This window comes from Ralstonia sp. NFACC01 (assembly GCF_900115545.1).
Lineage (GTDB): Bacteria > Pseudomonadota > Gammaproteobacteria > Burkholderiales > Burkholderiaceae > Ralstonia > Ralstonia mojiangensis.
Map to the genome: position 1 here is coordinate 107435 of NZ_FOWV01000007.1, position 16746 is coordinate 124180.

The window sequence follows — 16746 nt, forward strand, 5'->3', positions numbered from 1 at the left end:
GCTTTGGCGATGGGGCGTGGCTTATGCGGCTTCGCTCAGGCCACGGCCTGCGCGCGCCTCGCTGTGCTTGACCTCCATCGCCTGGGCCAGCATGTAGTCGATGAACGTGCGCACCTTTGTCGGCAGGAACTTGCGGCTCGGATACACCAGCGACAGCGACCGATGCGGCAGCTTGTATTGCGGCAGCACGCGCACCAGCCGTCCGGACTCCAGGTCGGGCCGGGCCATATACGACGACAGAATCGCGATGCCCATGTCGGCGAGCACGGCGCGGTGCATCAGTTCGGCATTGCTGGTGACAAGCGAGGGCTGCACCGGCACCGAAATCGACTGGCCGTCGGCGGTGCTCATCTCCCACTCGTGACGCAGTTGCGGGTGCCACATCGCAATGACGCGATGCTCGGCAATATCTTCGGCGCGCTGCGGCGTGGAATGCTGGCGTAGATAGGCGGGGGTGGCTGCCATGACCATCTCGGCGGAAATCATGCGGCGCGCCACCAGGTGCGAGCCCAGGCCGAGTTCCGACACCATGATGCCGACGTCGCGGCCATCCTCGACGATGTCGATCGGGCGGTCGGACAGCGCCACGTCAAACGTCACCTCGGGATAAAGCTGCTGGAAGCGAGCGAGCAGCATCGGCAGCACGTGCAGCCCGAACATGACAGGGGCGACGATGCGCAGGCCACCGACCAGCGCCTGGCTGCGCGAGGTGGCCAGCGACTCCGCCTCGTCAATGTCGAGCAGGATCTGCGCACAGCGCTGCAGGTAGGTTTCGCCCACGTCGGTCAGCGACAGGCTGCGCGTGGTGCGGTTGAGCAGGCGCGTGCCGAGATGCGCCTCAAGGTCGGCCACGTAGCGCGTGACGACGGCATTGCTCATCGACAGATGCTGGGCCGCCCGGGCGAAGCTGCCAAGCTCCACCACCTTGGAAAACACCCGCATCGACTGCAAACGATCCATTCCAGCCTCTCACATAATTTGTTGTCAAAAATAGAACAAATCTGTCGTGACAGCAAATGTTTAATAGTGGCACAAGCAATTCACTGCCTAGGGGCGATCCTTGAATGTGAGTGCACGCTCATGTGAGAATGCCGCCCCAGTTGTGTTTGCGATGTTTTATTGCCAGGGCTGCGTATCCGACTTCTCACCGATTGACGCAACAGCAGATTTGCGCCGAGACTCTATACCGAACGGTAGATTTTTGTGGGATTCGTCTTGCGCGAGGTCATGTTTGGCCCGAATCGTGGGTGGAACGCGGTCTTGCGCAAATCGGTGCGGCGGTGGCCAGATGGCTTCGCCATACTCGAACGATGGATGCCGCGAACCCTGACCCGCATGAGCGCCCCGCAACGAGGGCAGCCATCACGGCCGATGTGTCGCCCCGCGATGCTGGCGGCCGAGGAGACACCACATGACCATCCAGAACCGCGAACCGGTCAACTATCTGGCGGGCGAGATGCCGCTGCACCGGTATTGCGCCCATCATGCGCAGCAGACGCCCGAGCGCATCGCCCTGCTGTGGTACGGCCGTACGATCTGCTGGCGCGAACTGGATCAGGCCTCGACGCGCTTGGCGGTGCAGTTGCAGCGGCTGGGCGTGACACGCGGCGATCGCGTTGCGCTGTTTCTGCACAACTGTCCGCAAGCCATCGTGGCCCATCTGGCCACCGCCAAGCTGGGCGGCATCGTCGTGCCCTGCGGGCCGTTGTCGCGTCAGCACGAACTGCGCGACCAACTGGCCGATTGCGGCGCCAAGATTCTGGTGGCGGCGGCCGATCTGATGCCGATTGTCGAGGCCGCCAGGCCCGGCACGGCGGTCACGACCGTTATCACCACGCGCTATGCCGATCTTCAGCCCGCGCAGCCCGCGTGCCGCAAGGCGCTGGCCGTGCCGCCCGAACTGATTGCCGCCGATGCCTCGTCTGCGCCGCCGCTCAAGAACAAGCCGGGTGCCGCGCAGCTCGACCTCATGCAGTTGATGGCCGAGCCCGTCGATGTGGCCGAGCGCAACGCCGTGGCCGCCATTCAGGTGAGCCTGGATGACGTTGCGCTGATGGTCTACACGTCTGGCACCACCGGCCGGCCGAAGGGCGCCATGCTCACGCACCGCAACGCGCTGTACAAGACCGCCGTTACGGTGCAGGTCAGTGGCATCCATGCCTCGGACGTGATGCTGGCGGTGGCGCCGCTGTCTCATATCGCCGGCATGCTGATGGGCATGAACGTGATGCTGTATTCCGGTGCCACGACCATCCTGCTTTATCGCTTCGATCCCCTGGCCGTGCTGCAGGCCATCGACCGCTACCGCGTGACACGCTGGTACAGCATGACGCCAATGAACCTGGCGGTCATGGCGCATCCGGACGCGGCGCAGTACCGCATGGAATCCTTGGTGGCCAACCCGTGCACCAGCTTCGGCGTCACGCTGACCGAAGCGATTGCCGAGCAGTGGCGTGCCTTTGCCGGCCCGCAGTGCCGCATCTACGAAGCCGCCTATGGCCTGTCGGAAACCCACACCTGCGACGCCATCACGCCTGCCGATGCCCCGCGCTGGGGTTGGCACGGCAAGATCGTCCCACAGACCGAGATACGCATCGTCGACCCGCATACCGGCGCTGAACTGCCGCCTGGCCAGGCTGGCGAAATCACCATCCGCAGCCCCGGCGTGTTCCGCGGCTACTGGCAGCGCGACGAGGCCACGCGCGCTGTCCTGCACAACGGCTTTCTGCGCACTGGGGATATCGGCCAGGTCTCGCCCGACGGCTGGCTGCAATGGCAGGGCCGTATCAAGGAGATGATCAAGGTGTCGGGCTACAGCGTGTTTCCGGAAGAGGTCGAGTCGCTCCTTTCGCGCCACCCGGGCATCCGCCAAGTGGCCGTGACCCCCATCCCCGATCCCGACAAAGGTGAGGTCGTCTGCGCGCACGTGGTGCCGATGAACGGCGTGACGCTCTCGGAAGCCGAGCTGATTGCCTGGTCGCGCGACAACATGGCGCCGTACAAGGTGCCGCGGCGCGTGAAGTTCCATGATGCGCTGCCCGCCACCGCGACGGGCAAGGTGCTGCGAAGGTTGCTGCGCGAAGAAGCGCTCGCCGCCTGAAAGCAAAACGGCCGCCAAGTTCTGGCGGCCGTTTTGTCAGGTTTGCACGAAGCGCTTCTGTCGGGCGATGCTCATCAGGATGCCGATGCCCATGCCCAGCGTGACTAGCGCCGTCCCCCCATAACTGATGAGCGGCAGCGGCACGCCTACCACAGGCAGGATGCCGCTCACCATGCCCATATTGACGAAAGCGTAGGTAAAGAAGATCAGCGTGATCGACCCGGCCAGCAGGCGCCCGAACAGCGTCCCCGCGTTGGCTGCAATGAAGAGCCCGCGCAAGATCAGTAGCAGATACAGGAACAGCAGCACGCCGTTGCCCACCAACCCAAACTCCTCCGAATACACCGCGAAGATGAAGTCGGTGTGTTTCTCGGGGATGAACTCGAGGTGGGTTTGCGTGCCCTTCAGCCATCCCTTGCCCGTCACGCCGCCCGAGCCGATGGCAATGATCGACTGGATGGTGTGGAAGCCCTTGCCCAGCGGGTCGGTGGTCGGGTCGAGCAGCGTACACACGCGGTGTTGCTGGTAGTCGTGCAGGATCGGCCAGTTCACGCCCGGGGCGCAGATGCGCGACTCGAATGACACCACCAGCGTGATCGCGGTGACGGCAACCACCAGCACCGGCACGATCAGCCGCCACGACAGGCCGGCAAAGTAGATCACGTAGATACCCGCTGCCAGCACCAGCAGCGCGGTGCCCAGGTCCGGCTGCTTGGCGATCAGCCCGACGGGAATCAGCAGCAGCATGGCTGCCGCCAGATAGTCATACCAGTGGATCACGCCCTCGCGCTTCTGGAAGTACCACGCCAGCATGAGCGGCATGGCGATCTTCATGATCTCGGAAGGCTGGACCACCACGCCGATATTGAGCCACCGCCGCGCGCCCTTGCGGATCAGCCCGAACGCCGCCACGCCAATCAACAACGCCACGCCGACGGTGTAGAGCGGCACCGCAAAGCGCATGAGCGTTTGCTGCGGCAAGTTGGCGATGATCCACATCAGCACGAACGACAGCAGGATGTTGCGGACCTGGTCTTCCACCCGACCCGGCATGTCGATGGCGGCCGAATACAGGGCGACCAATCCCGTGCCGAGCAGCAGGAAGACGATCAGCGCCAGCGGGCCATCGAAGCCGGTGAAGAGCGACTTGATGATGTTGAATATGCGGCGCTTGTCCAGTTTGTCCATGGCGAGATCCTCAAGCGCAAATATCAGGGCGCGGCCGGCTTGGCGGCCGGTTTCTGCGCGGGCTTCGGCGCCGGCTTGTTACCCGGCTTGGCATCCTTCGCACCCTTGGGCGAGGTTGCTGGAGCCGAAGCTGGCGCGGCAGCGTTGCCACGTCCGCGCGGTGGCAGTTCGGGGGCCGGTTGTGCATGCGACAGCGCTTGCAGCACCTGGGCGTCCAGCGTGGCCGGGGCGACGGCTTCGGCGCTGGTGCCGGCCTCGCGCAGGACCGGCGCCACCAGGTCGGGCGACAGCGGCGGCGTGCCGTGCGTGGCGCCTGATGCCACCGACGATGCGGCCGGCGCCGAAGCCGTGGCCACAGCACTGGCAGCGGAGGCTGCTACGCCAGAAGTGGCAGCCACCCCGGACGCCGCCTCTGCAGCCACTTGCGGCGCAGCCGTCGCGCTGGCGATGGTGGCCGTCTTGCCGGTCGAGAACACGCTGGGCGTATCCACCGGCGGTTGCTGCTGGGGCTTGGGCGCGGTGGCGGCCAGCTCGGTGGGCCACTTTCCGGTCAGGTAATAGTCCATGACCGCACGTGCGATTGGCGCCGCCGACGCGGCACCAAAGCCGGCGTTTTCCACGATGAGTGCCAGCGCGATCTTCGGATGATCCGCCGGCGCAAACGCCTCGAACAGCGCGTGGTCGCGCTTGTTTTCGGGAATGGCGTGGTGGTTGTACTTCTCATTCTTGCCAAGCGAGTACACCTGCGCCGTCCCCGTCTTGCCTGCCGACACGTATTGCGCACCGATGAACGCCTTGGCCGCCGTACCGGCCTGGTTCACGCCCACCATGGCGCGCTTGATCACGTCGATGTTCGCCTGCTTGAGCGGGATCCTGTAGCTTTCCGTCGGCACCGTCAGCGAGCGCGACTTGGACAGCGAATCTTCGACCGCCTTCACCAGGTGGGGCTTCATCACCACGCCGTTGTTTGCCAGCGTCGATATCGCATGCGCGAGCTGCAGGATGGTGAAGTTGTTGTAGCCCTGGCCGATGCCCAGCGAGATGGTTTCGCCGTCGTACCACTTCTGCTGCTCGGGGCGCTTGTAGGCTTTGCGCTTCCAGTCGGTGGAGGGCAGGATGCCGGTGCGCTCGCCCTCAATGTCGATGCCCGTGACTTGCCCGAAGCCGAAGGGCTTCATGAAATCGTGGATGGCATTGACGCCCATGTCGTTCGCGAGCCGGTAGTAATACGTGTCGCACGAGGCCACGATCGAGCGGTACATGTCGACCCAGCCGTGGCCGCCCGGCACGTCGTCGCGGAACGTGTGGTTGCCCAGCGTGAACGAGCCCGGATCGGCCATGCCCCACTGCGGCGTGCGCTTGCCAAGCTCGAGGGCACCCAGTGCCATGAACGGCTTGTACGTCGAGCCGGGCGGATACGTGCCCCGCAACGGCCGGTTCAGCAGCGGCTTGTCCGGCGAGTTGTTCAGCTCGCCCCAGGTCGCGCTGTCGATCCCTTCAATGAACAGGTTCGGATCGAACGTCGGCTTGGAGACGAACGCGAGGATGTCGCCCGTCTCAGGCTCGATCGCCACAAGCGCGCCGCGTCGGTTGCCGAAGAGCTGCTCGGCCAGCCGCTGCAGGTTGATGTCGAGCGACAGGATCAGATTGTTGCCCGGCGTTGCCTGCGAGGTCGACAGCGTACGGATCGGCCGCCCGCCCGCGCTCACTTCCACCTCTTCGTAGCCGGTCAGGCCGTGCAGCTCGGTCTCGTAGCTCTGTTCAATGCCGACCTTGCCGATGTATTCCGTGCCGCTGTAATTGTTGGAGTCCTTGCGCGGATCGTACGTCACGTTAGGTTGGCTGTTGGCATCGCTCATGTTGTCGATGCGGTCCAGATCGCGTTCAGAGATCCGGCCGATGTAGCCGATCACGTGCGACGCCGATTCGCCCAGCGGGTATTGGCGGAACAGCCGCGCATGCACGTCCACGCCCGGAAAGCGGAAGCGCTGCGCCGAGAACCGCGCGACTTCCTGGTCCGTCAGCTGACTGCGGATCGGCAGGCTTTCGAAGCTGCGCGCATCTTCCATCAGGCGCTTGAAGCGGCGGCGGTCGCGCGGCTGGATATCGACCACCTGGGCAAGCTGGTCGATCGTGTTGTCGAGCGTGTCCTGCAGCTTGGACGGCGTGATCTCCAGCGTGTACGCCGAGTAGTTGCGCGCCAGCACCACGCCGTTGCGGTCCATGATGATGCCGCGATTGGGCTCGATCGGGGCCACCGAGATGCGGTTGTCTTCCGCCTTGGCCGAGTACTGCTCGTGCTTGACCTGCTGCAGCCAGAAGAAGCGCGCCAGCAGTAGCCCGAAACAGACGAGCACGAAGAGGGCGGCCGCCGCCAGCCGCAGGCGGAAGCGCGACAGCTCCTGTTCGACGTTGCGGATTTCGGTCATGCCAGGTGCGGGCGAATAGCGGAGCGCATCAAGTCGGCCGCCTTAGATGGGCCGAGTTTCGTCGACGCTCTCCGGGCGACGCTGCGGCGCCAGCAGGAACGCGTTTGCGAACGGCCACAGCGCGGCTTCGATCAACGGTGGCAGGATGACCTGCCAGTCCGGCAAGTGCGCGCCCATCAGCAGGCGGATGACGATCGGTACGGCGTGAGCCAGCACCAGCAGCGGCAGCACATGCAGCGCCTGCGACAACACCGAGAACCACAGCACGCGCCGGTGAATCGTGATCGCAAAATACGACAGCATCGTGTAGGCCATCGCGTGTTCGCCAAGCAGACGCGCTTCGTGCACGTCCATCAACAGACCCAGCAGGAAGGCCACCACCATGCCCACGCGGCGCGGCTGGTGGATGTTCCAGAACACCAGCACGAGTGCCACCAGATCGGGAATCCACTGCATGTGGCCCCACGGCATCAGGTTGAACAGGAAGGCCAGCACGAAGCTGAACGCGATGAAGCCCGGGTTGACCGGGCGCAGCAGGTATTGGGGCGAGTTCATGATCGATGGCCTCGCTTCAGCGTTTTTGCGCTGAATCGGTGTCCAGCGGATTGCCGTCGGCGTCGGTCGGGCGCGGCGGCGGGGTGTTTTCTTCAGCGGCAGGCGTGGGGCCCGGCACATTGGCTTCGGCGGCGGCGCGTGCAGCGCGGTCCTTCTCTGCGCGTGCGTCGCGGGCGGCGTTCTTGCCCTTGGGCGCCGGCGCGGGCGACAGATCGGTCGGCGCTGGGAAGCCCGATTCGTACTTCACGATCAGCAGGTGCCGGTTGCTGCGGATGCCGGCCACCGGCTCGCAGACGACACGCGAGAACGCGGTGTCGGCCTTGCGCTCGATCTGCGAAATACGGGCCACCGGCAGGCCCGCCGGATAGACGCCGTCCAACCCAGACGTGACTAGCAGGTCGCCCTGCTGCAGATCGGCCGAGGCCGCCATGAAGCGAAGATCCAACGCCCCCGGTCGGGCGCCGCCAAAGGCCACGCTGCGCAGGCCGTTGCGCACGACCTCTACGGGAATCGCTTGGTCTTTATCGGTCAGCAGCGTGACTTGCGATTCGAACAGCGACACGCGCGTCACCTGCCCGACCACGCCGCGGTCATCGATGACCGGGTAGCCCGCGCGCACGCCGTCCTTGGAGCCGCGATCGATCACGATGCGCTGCGTATAAGGGTCACGTGCCTCGTAGAGGACTTCCGCCGCCACCGTGGGCACCGCCGCGTGCTGTTTCAGATTGAGCAGCGTACGCAGATTGCGGTTTTCCGCTTCGAGTTGCGAGGCGCGCAGCGATTGCTGCGCCTGGGCAACGGCCGATTCGCGCAAGCTGCGGTTATCAACCGCCAACTTGGTGGACGATTGCGTGTATTCGAGTGCGGCGCGTGCCGTATCGCGCGGGATCAGCACCAGGCGCTCGACGGGGTACAGGATGACCGATACGACTTGCCGGACCACGCCCAGCACGGACATGCGGGCATCGATCACCAGTAACGCAAGCGCAAGCGCGAGCAGAGCGACCAGCCGCGCGGTGGCGGACGGGCCCTGCTTGAAGAGGGGCGGCGGGGAGTAATCCATGACCCGGACGCTTCAAATGAGCACGGCAGACGCGTGACGGTCAACGTCAAGGTCAACGGTCTGCCGGCAACAGATTGGGTGTGGCGCTGGTGCGGTGCCCAAGCCCTTGGTGGGCGGAGCACGGCGCACCGGCGCGAGACGCATCTCAGCGGTCCGCGAAGGCGGCTGGCGTGACCACAACGGCAGTCACGAAATCGGCCGTAACAGCGGAACGCGGATCGGCGCGGCGCATGGTCCCGTTATTCGTACGAGAAGATGCTGCCGAGCTTGTCCATGCGCTCCAGGGCCATGCCGGAGCCACGCACCACGCAGGTCAGCGGGTCTTCGGCCACCAGCACCGGCAGGCCGGTTTCTTCGGCCAGCAGGCGGTCGAGGTCGCGCAGCAGCGCGCCGCCGCCGGTGAGCATCATGCCGCGTTCGGCAATGTCGGCGCCCAGTTCCGGCGGGGTTTGTTCCAGGGCGATCTTCACCGAGGAGACGATCTGGTTCAGCGGGTCTGTCAGCGCTTCCAGGATTTCGTTGGACGACACCGTGAAGGCGCGCGGAATGCCTTCCGACAGGTTGCGGCCCTTCACTTCCATTTCCCGCACTTCCGAACCCGGGAAGGCCGAGCCGATTTCCTTCTTGATGGCTTCGGCGGTCTGTTCGCCGATCAGCATGCCGTAGTTGCGGCGGATGTAGTTGACGATGGCCTCGTCGAACTTGTCGCCGCCCACGCGCACGCTGCCCTTATAGACCATGCCGCCCAGCGAGATGATGCCCACCTCGGTGGTGCCGCCGCCAATGTCCACCACCATCGAACCCGACGGCTCCGACACCGGCAGGCCAGCGCCAATGGCAGCCGCCATCGGCTCTTCAATCAGGTAGACCTGCGATGCCCCGGCGCCCAGCGCCGATTCACGGATGGCGCGGCGTTCGACCTGGGTCGAACCGCACGGCACGCAGATGATGATGCGCGGGCTCGGGCGCAGCAGCTTGGTGTCGTGCACCATCTTGATGAACTGCTTGAGCATCTGCTCGGTGACGGTGAAGTCGGCGATCACGCCGTCTTTCATCGGGCGGATCGCCTCGATATTGCCCGGCACCTTGCCCAGCATCTGCTTGGCTTCCTTACCGACGGCCTGGATGGTCTTCTTGGCGTTCGGGCCACCTTCCTGGCGAATGGCCACCACCGACGGCTCGTCAAGGACGATGCCCTTGTCGCGGACGTAGATCAGGGTGTTGGCGGTGCCGAGGTCGATCGCGAGATCGTTGGAGAAATAGCTGCGCAAAAAGCCGAACATCGAATGAATCCTGTTTTTCGAGTCATGGGCGGCCCAGCAGCAAGATTGCGGCGCAACGGCTGCACCAACGCGCGGACGTCGCAAGGGCATGCCATGCGGTCCGATCCTGCTACTGCGCTCCCGGGAATGTCGCGGGCTCCGTGGTGGTCGACGGTGGGGTGCCGTGGCACTGGCCATCCTGCCGAGGCTGAGCCGCCCGGAGAGGGGGCCCCCAAGGAACCTTTGATTAAGTGTCGCCTGATGCTGACGGTGCGACTGCCGGGAGGTTCCCGGAGTACTTAATCAGAGGGTCCGTGACTGCACGAAGTCGCCTGCTGACTTAGAAATTTAGTCGGCAATCATACCTTATAATTCGGGCACTCTGCGGGTATTCGGCGGGCGTTTGGCGCCAAAATTGCGGCAAATCGGCGCTGTCGGGGCCCAACCTGGGCGCCCCTCGCGCGCAGTAGCCGTCGCATGTCGTACATTGCCCGCCCGCCGCTGCACTCACTGACCCATTCCGATGGCACTCGAACTCTCCGACGTCAAACGCATCGCCCACCTCGCCCGTATCGAAATCTCCGAAGGCGAGGCCGCGCAGACCCTCACCCAGCTCAACCAGTTTTTTTCCCTGGTCGAGCAGATGCAGGCCGTGGACACCACCGGCATTGAGCCGATGGCCCACCCTATCGAGCAGGTTCAGGCGCAAGCACAGCGTCTGCGCGACGATGCCGTCACCGAGGCTGACCGCCGCGCGGACTACCAGCAATGCGCGCCGGCCACCGAAGCCGGCCTGTACCTCGTGCCCAAGGTGATCGAGTAATCCGCATAAACGGCGCTCCCGCGCCCGTCTTGAGCCCACTCCATTCGACGTCGCCGGCGCTTGCCGGCAGCCCATCCGAACGTATTCGATGACCGCATCCACGATCAAAGCCCTGTCCGCCCAACTCGCCGCCAAGGAGATTTCGGCGGAGGAACTGGCGCGCCATTACCTGTCGCGCATCGAGGCCGGGGCACACCTCAACGCCTTTACCCATGTCGACGCCGAGGCAACGCTTGCCCAGGCCCGCGCCGCCGATGCTCGCATCGCGGCCGGCAACGCGGCGCCGCTGACCGGCGTGCCGATCGCGCACAAGGACGTGTTCGTCACCCGCGGCTGGCGCGCTACGGCGGGCTCCAAGATGCTCGGCAATTACACCAGCCCGTTTGACGCCACCGTGGTCGAACGCCTGGGCGCGGCCGGCATCGTGACGCTGGGCAAGACCAACATGGACGAGTTCGCGATGGGCTCGTCCAACGAGAACTCGGCGTTCGGCGCGGTCAAGAACCCGTGGAACCTCGAACACGTGCCGGGCGGCTCGTCGGGCGGCTCGGCGGCAGCGGTGGCGGCCGATCTGGCGCCCGCTGCAACCGGAACGGACACCGGCGGCTCGATCCGCCAGCCGGCATCGTTCTCGGGCATTACCGGGATCAAGCCGACGTACGGCCGCGTGTCGCGCTACGGCATGATCGCCTTCGCCTCGTCGCTGGATCAGGGCGGCCCGATGGCCCGCACGGCTGAAGATTGCGCGCTGCTGCTGTCTGCCATGGCCGGCTTTGACCCGCGCGATTCCACGAGTCTGGAACCCGGCCGCGGGGGCGACGTGGAAGACTTCGGCCGCCTGCTCGGCCAGCCGCTGCAAGGCGCCGATGCTGCGCGCCCGCTGGCCGGCCTGCGCATCGGTCTGCCCAAGGAGTATTTTGGCGAAGGCCTGGCCGACGACGTGCGCACCACCGTGCGCGCTGCGCTGGCCGAGTTGGAAAAGCTCGGCGCCACGCTGGTCGACATCAGCCTGCCGAAGACCGAACTGTCGATCCCGACGTATTACGTGATCGCCCCGGCCGAGGCGTCGTCCAACCTGTCGCGCTTTGACGGCGTGCGTTACGGCCACCGCGCGGCGGAATACCGCGATCTGGCGGACATGTATCGCAAGTCCCGCGCCGAAGGTTTTGGCTGGGAGGTCAAGCGCCGCATCCTGGTGGGCGCCTATGTGCTGTCCCACGGGTATTACGACGCCTATTACCTGCAGGCGCAGAAGATCCGCCGCATCATCGCGCAGGATTTCCAGAACGCGCTGGCCGGTGCCAACCGCCAGTGCGACGTGATCATGGGCCCCGTCGCCCCGACAGTTGCCTGGAAGATCGGTGAGAAGAGCGATGATCCGGTGCAGATGTACCTTGAAGACATCTTCACGCTGTCGACCAGCCTGGCAGGCCTGCCAGGCATGAGCGTGCCGGCGGGTTTCGGCGCCAACGGTTTGCCGGTTGGCTTGCAGATCATCGGCAACTATTTTGAAGAGGCACGCATGCTGCAGATTGCGCATGCGTTCCAGCAGGCGACCGACTGGCACAACCGCCAGCCGGCAGCCTGAGGCCCCTTACGACGTACCCGCTCCATGCAGGAGGCACGCATGAACCACCGCATCCGCACTGCACTCGGGCTCGCGCTTGCCGCCGGCCTGCTGGCGGCTTGCGTGCCGATTCCGCTGCCGTCCATTCCCGGCATCAGCCGCCCGTCGAAGCCGCCGCCGATCTCCGACCGCCGTATCGACATCAACGGCTACTGCAACCAGACCGAGGAAGACGGTTTCCGCGAGCAGGCGACGCTCACCGTGGCCGACAACAACGTCAGCGCAATGCAATGGCAGTTGTGGGTCGGCCGGCGCGGTTCGTGCCAGTTCGACCTGTCGACATTCCAGCAAACCAAGCGCCGCCCCAGCATTGAGCTGCGCGAGCGCTACGGCAAGTGCACGCTGATGGTCTGGCAGGATCCACGCCGTGTCACGCTGGCACACGCTAACTGCGAAGCGCATTGCACGCCCGGCATCTACGAAGAAGCCTGGCCGGTGATGTTCGATCCGCAAACGGGCCAGTGCGCCCGGAATGCCCGGTGATGCGTAAATCGCTTCGTGTGTTGGCGGCGCTGGCAAGCGCCTTGGCGCTGCACGCTGCTGCGCAGCCGACGCCGGACGCCGAAGGCGCCTTGCCCGACATGCCGGCTGCGCGTGCGCCATCGTCTGCAGAACTTGGCGTGCAGACGGTGGAGATTCCGCGCGCGTCGACGAAAGACGCCGAGGATGCGCCGCAAACGCTGACCGCCTATTGGGTCGCATCGCCCGTCAAGGCACCTGCGACTGGCGCGCCGGTGGTGATCGCGCTGCACGGCTGCAGCGGCCTCTATACGCAGGCCGGGGCCGATGCCAAGGCGCTGGGCTCGCGGTATCGCGGGTATGCGCAGTGGCTTCGCGCGCGTGGTTACGCGGTGGTGTTTCCCGACAGCTTCGGCCCGCGCGGTAAGCCGCATGGCATCTGCACCGAACGCACCGCCACGCGCGATATCAACGGTGCGGTGCGCCGCGCGGACGTGCTGGCGACGATCCGCTGGGTGGCGGGGCAGCCGGGCGTGGATGCCCGCCGCATCGTTCTGCTGGGTTGGTCCAACGGCGCGCAGGCCGTGCTGGAGGCCGTGGATGCCAGCCGCGCTTGGCCCGCCGATACGCCCGCGATCAATCGCGCGGTGGCGTTCTACCCGGGCTGTGCGTCGGCCCAGAAACGGCCCGACTATCGGCTGAACGCGCCTTTGCTGCTGCTGGCCGGCGGCAATGACGACTGGACCCCGGTTGATCACTGCCAGGCGCTGCAGACGGCCGTTCTGGCGCGGCAGCCGCAGGCGCGTTTTGAGCTGGACATGTTTGGCGGCGCGTATCACGGCTTTGACGGCACGGCTGCAGTCAAGGAGCGCAACGGCATCCCGAAGGGACGTCGCTATGGAACGGTCACCGTCGGTGGCGACCCGGCAGCGCGCGAAGCTGCGTTTGCGAAGCTGGCGGCGTGGCTTGATGCAGCGAACCCCTGAGCGCAGCAACCGAAGAACACCTGAACACTGAATACCTGAGTACCTAGACATTCACACCACAACAATCGACAGGACACACGCAACATGCAATGGGAAGTGGTGATCGGCCTCGAGACGCACACGCAGCTCTCGACGGTCTCGAAGATTTTCTCTGGCGCGTCCACCGCCTTTGGCGCGGCGCCCAACACGCAAGCGGCGCCCGTTGACCTGGCGCTGCCTGGCGTGCTGCCGGTGCTGAACAAGGGTGCCGTCGAGCGCGCCATCGTGTTCGGTCTGGCCATCGGCGCCAAGATCGCGCCCAAGAGCATCTTCGCGCGCAAGAATTACTTCTACCCCGATCTGCCCAAGGGTTACCAGATCAGCCAGTACGAGATTCCGGTGGTGCAGGGCGGCACGCTGACCATCCAGGTGGAAGGCAAGAGCGGCCAGCCCGGTTATGAGAAGACCGTGCAGCTCACGCGCGCCCATCTGGAAGAGGACGCCGGCAAATCGCTGCACGAAGACTTTGCCGGCATGACCGGCATCGACCTGAACCGCGCCGGCACGCCGCTGCTGGAAATCGTCACCGAGCCCGACATGCGCAGCGCGGCCGAAGCGGTGGCCTATGCCAAGGCGCTGCACGCGCTGGTGATGTGGCTGGGCATCTGCGACGGCAACATGCAGGAAGGCAGCTTCCGCTGCGACGCGAACGTGTCGGTGCGCCGGGGCCCGGACGCACCGTTCGGCACGCGCTGCGAAATCAAGAACCTCAACTCGTTCCGCTTCCTGGAAGAGGCGATCAACTACGAAGTGCGCCGCCAGATCGAGCTGATCGAAGACGGCGGCACGGTGGTGCAGGAAACCCGCCTGTACGATCCGGACCGCAAGGAAACGCGCTCGATGCGCAGCAAGGAAGACGCGCAGGATTACCGCTACTTCCCCGATCCCGACCTGCTGCCGCTCGTCATCGGCGACGAGTGGATCGAGCGCGTGCGCGCCACGCTGCCCGAGCTGCCCGCCGCCATGGCTGCCCGCTTCGAGTCGGCCTACGGCCTGCCGAAGTATGACGCCAGCATCCTCACCGCCACCAAGGCGACGGCTGCGTACTTTGAAGCGGTTGTGGCTGATGCCGGCGCTGCGAACGCCAAGGCCGCTGCCAACTGGATCATGGGCGAGGTCGCCTCGAACCTGAACCGCGCCGATCTGGACATCGATGCAGCGCCGGTGTCGCCTGCGCAGCTCGCCAAGCTCCTCGCCCGCATTGCCGACGGCACGATCAGCAACAACACCGCCAAGAAGGACGTCTTCCCCGCCATGTGGGCCGGCGAGCACGGCGCCGATGCCGACGCGATCATCGCCGAGAAGGGCCTGAAGCAGATGTCGGATTCGGGCGAGCTGGAGAAGATCATCGACGACGTGCTGGCCGCCAATGCCAAGTCGGTCGAGGAATTCCGTGCCGGCAAGGAGAAGGCATTCAACGCGCTGGTCGGTCAGGCCATGAAGGCCACGCGCGGCAAGGCCAACCCCGCGCAGGTGAACGATTTGCTGAAGAAAAAACTGGGCGCAGCCTGATGAGCACGATGAACGCACAAGACGTCGCCAACTACCTGCAGGCGCATCCGGCCTTCTTTGAAGAGCACGCCGAGCTGCTGGCTGCCATCCAGCTCACCAGCCCGCACAGCCACCGCGCGGTGTCGCTGCAGGAGCGCCAGATGGAAATCCTGCGCGACAAGAACAAGCACCTCGAACTCAAGCTGTCGGACCTGATGCGCCACGGCAATGAGAACGACCGCACGCAGCAGCGCGTGCACGCGTGGACGACGCGGCTGCTGGGCGAGGCTGACACGCATGCGCTGCCGTATGCCGTGCAGGATGGCCTGCGTGAAATCTTCGACGTGCCGGCCGTGGCGCTGCGCGTGTGGCAGGTCGGCGAAGAATTTGCGCACCTGGAAGTCGCGCAGGGCGTGAGCGAGGAAGTGCGCCTGTTTGCGGCCGGCCTGCGTGCGCCGTATTGCGGCGCCAACGCCGGTTTTGAGGCCGCCGGCTGGCTCGATACGTCTGACAGCGGCGAGCCGATCGAATCGCTCGCCATCGTGACGCTGCGCGTGCCCGTGCGGGGCGATGCCGATGCCAGTGCTGCGCCGGCATTCGGCCTGCTGGTGCTCGGCTCGTCGGACGCCCGCCGCTTCCATGACGGCATGGGTACGACTTACCTCGCGCAGATCGGCGAACTGGCCGCTGCCGCGCTCAACCGCCTGCGCGACTGAGCGCAGCCCACCGCATGCCGCAATCTGCTTCAGCCGATGCGTCTGGCGCGCAGGCGCCGCATCCGCAGATTGCGGCGTACCTTGACGCGCTGAAGTTCGAGCGGCAGCTCTCGCCCCACACGCTGGAGAGCTACACCCGCGAGCTGGCCGTGCTGCAGCGCCTCGGTGCGCAGCACGCCGCCAATGTCGATCTCACGCAACTGCAGTCCCACCATATCCGCCGCATGATGGCGCAGTTGCACGGCGACGGTTTGTCCGGCCGCAGCATTGCGCGGGCGCTGTCGGCGTGGCGCGGCTGGTTCAAATGGATGGCGCTGCGCGATGCCGCCGTCACCGCCAATCCCGTTGATGGCGTACGCGCCCCGAAGAGCCCGAAGCGGCTGCCGAAAGCGTTGTCCGTTGAACAGGCCGTCGCGCTGATGGAGCAGTTGCCTGGCGACGATGCCGAGACCGTCCGCGACCGTGCCGTCAACGAGCTGTTCTATTCGTGCGGGCTGCGGCTCTCCGAGCTGGTCAGCCTCGACATGCGCCACGTGAAGGCCGGTGCGTATGAGTCGGCGAGCTGGCTCGATCTGGAGGCGCGCGAGGTGCAGGTGCTCGGCAAGGGCAGCAAGCGGCGCACCGTGCCGGTGGGCACCAAGGCGGCGGAGGCGCTGGCTGCATGGCTGGCGGTGCGCGAGCAGCTTGCCAAGCCCGACGCGGCACCCGAAGACGCGCACGCGCTGTTTCTCTCGCCGCGCGGCAAGCGGCTGGCGCAGCGGCAGATTCAATTGCGCATGAAGCGCAACGCCATCGCGGCGGGCGTGCCGGCGGATGTGCATCCGCACGTGCTGCGGCATTCGTTTGCCACGCACATGCTGCAGTCGTCGGGCGATTTGCGTGCGGTGCAGGAACTGCTCGGCCACGCCAGCATTGCCAGCACGCAGGTTTATACTTCGCTCGATTTTCAGCACCTGGCCAAGATCTACGATCAGGCGCATCCCCGCGCGAAGAAGAAGTAGCGCTGCC

14 protein-coding genes are annotated in these 16746 nt (G+C 65.5%); 8 read left to right on the forward strand and 6 right to left on the reverse strand.

Annotated elements, in window-relative coordinates; genetic code table 11:
- Positions 1-21: 21 nt before the first annotated feature.
- Positions 22-960, reverse strand: coding sequence for a LysR family transcriptional regulator (locus BM136_RS18740; protein WP_024977062.1), 939 nt, complete (start codon positions 958-960; stop codon positions 22-24).
- A gap of 451 nt (positions 961-1411) precedes the next feature.
- Here BM136_RS18740 and BM136_RS18745 point away from each other — a divergent pair, with 451 nt between their 5' ends.
- A complete protein-coding gene (locus tag BM136_RS18745; RefSeq protein ID WP_092974033.1) occupies positions 1412-3100 on the forward strand; it encodes an AMP-binding protein in 1689 nt (562 codons plus the stop codon).
- Positions 3101-3136: 36 nt separating this feature from the next.
- Here BM136_RS18745 and rodA read toward each other — a convergent pair whose 3' ends face one another.
- From rodA to BM136_RS18770, 5 genes are all read right to left on the reverse strand, one after another.
- Positions 3137-4279, reverse strand: a complete 1143-nt coding sequence (gene rodA, locus BM136_RS18750; protein WP_092974485.1) for a rod shape-determining protein RodA — start codon at positions 4277-4279, stop codon at positions 3137-3139.
- Between the two features lie 32 nt (positions 4280-4311).
- A complete protein-coding gene (mrdA, locus tag BM136_RS18755; RefSeq protein WP_092974036.1) occupies positions 4312-6717 on the reverse strand; it encodes a penicillin-binding protein 2 in 2406 nt (801 codons plus the stop codon).
- Positions 6718-6759: 42 nt separating this feature from the next.
- Positions 6760-7272 (reverse strand): rod shape-determining protein MreD, encoded by a 513-nt coding sequence (mreD, locus tag BM136_RS18760; RefSeq protein WP_015856079.1) that lies wholly within the window; start codon positions 7270-7272, stop codon positions 6760-6762.
- A 16-nt stretch (positions 7273-7288) separates the two neighbouring features.
- A complete protein-coding gene (gene mreC / locus BM136_RS18765; protein ID WP_092974039.1) occupies positions 7289-8335 on the reverse strand; it encodes a rod shape-determining protein MreC in 1047 nt (348 codons plus the stop codon).
- Positions 8336-8574: 239 nt separating this feature from the next.
- On the reverse strand, positions 8575-9618 hold the full coding sequence (locus tag BM136_RS18770; RefSeq protein ID WP_004628293.1) for a rod shape-determining protein: 1044 nt from the start codon (positions 9616-9618) through the stop codon (positions 8575-8577).
- Positions 9619-10120: 502 nt separating this feature from the next.
- On the opposite strand from BM136_RS18770, the gene gatC reads away from it, so the two are divergent.
- From gatC to xerC, 7 genes are all read left to right on the forward strand, one after another.
- Positions 10121-10420, forward strand: a complete 300-nt coding sequence (gene gatC / locus BM136_RS18775; protein ID WP_092974042.1) for an Asp-tRNA(Asn)/Glu-tRNA(Gln) amidotransferase subunit GatC — start codon at positions 10121-10123, stop codon at positions 10418-10420.
- An 88-nt stretch (positions 10421-10508) separates the two neighbouring features.
- The gene (gene gatA / locus BM136_RS18780; protein WP_092974045.1) at positions 10509-12008 is read left to right on the forward strand and encodes an Asp-tRNA(Asn)/Glu-tRNA(Gln) amidotransferase subunit GatA; all 1500 of its coding nucleotides are present in this window, start codon (positions 10509-10511) and stop codon (positions 12006-12008) included.
- A gap of 39 nt (positions 12009-12047) precedes the next feature.
- Entirely contained in the window at positions 12048-12530 is a 483-nt protein-coding gene (locus BM136_RS18785) for a hypothetical protein (RefSeq protein WP_045205144.1), read from the forward strand.
- Entirely contained in the window at positions 12530-13492 is a 963-nt protein-coding gene (locus tag BM136_RS18790) for a dienelactone hydrolase family protein (protein ID WP_092974048.1), read from the forward strand. Before BM136_RS18785 ends, BM136_RS18790 begins: the two co-directional genes overlap by 1 nt.
- A gap of 84 nt (positions 13493-13576) precedes the next feature.
- Positions 13577-15043: an Asp-tRNA(Asn)/Glu-tRNA(Gln) amidotransferase subunit GatB gene (gene gatB / locus BM136_RS18795; protein WP_092974051.1), complete on the forward strand. Its 1467-nt coding sequence runs from the start codon at positions 13577-13579 to the stop codon at positions 15041-15043.
- An 8-nt stretch (positions 15044-15051) separates the two neighbouring features.
- Positions 15052-15738, forward strand: coding sequence for a DUF484 family protein (locus BM136_RS18800; protein ID WP_092974488.1), 687 nt, complete (start codon positions 15052-15054; stop codon positions 15736-15738).
- Positions 15739-15752: 14 nt separating this feature from the next.
- Positions 15753-16739 carry a tyrosine recombinase XerC gene (gene xerC / locus BM136_RS18805; protein ID WP_092974054.1) on the forward strand — a complete coding sequence of 329 codons (987 nt, stop codon included), beginning with the start codon at positions 15753-15755 and terminating at the stop codon, positions 16737-16739.
- The last annotated feature ends 7 nt before the right edge of the window (positions 16740-16746 follow it).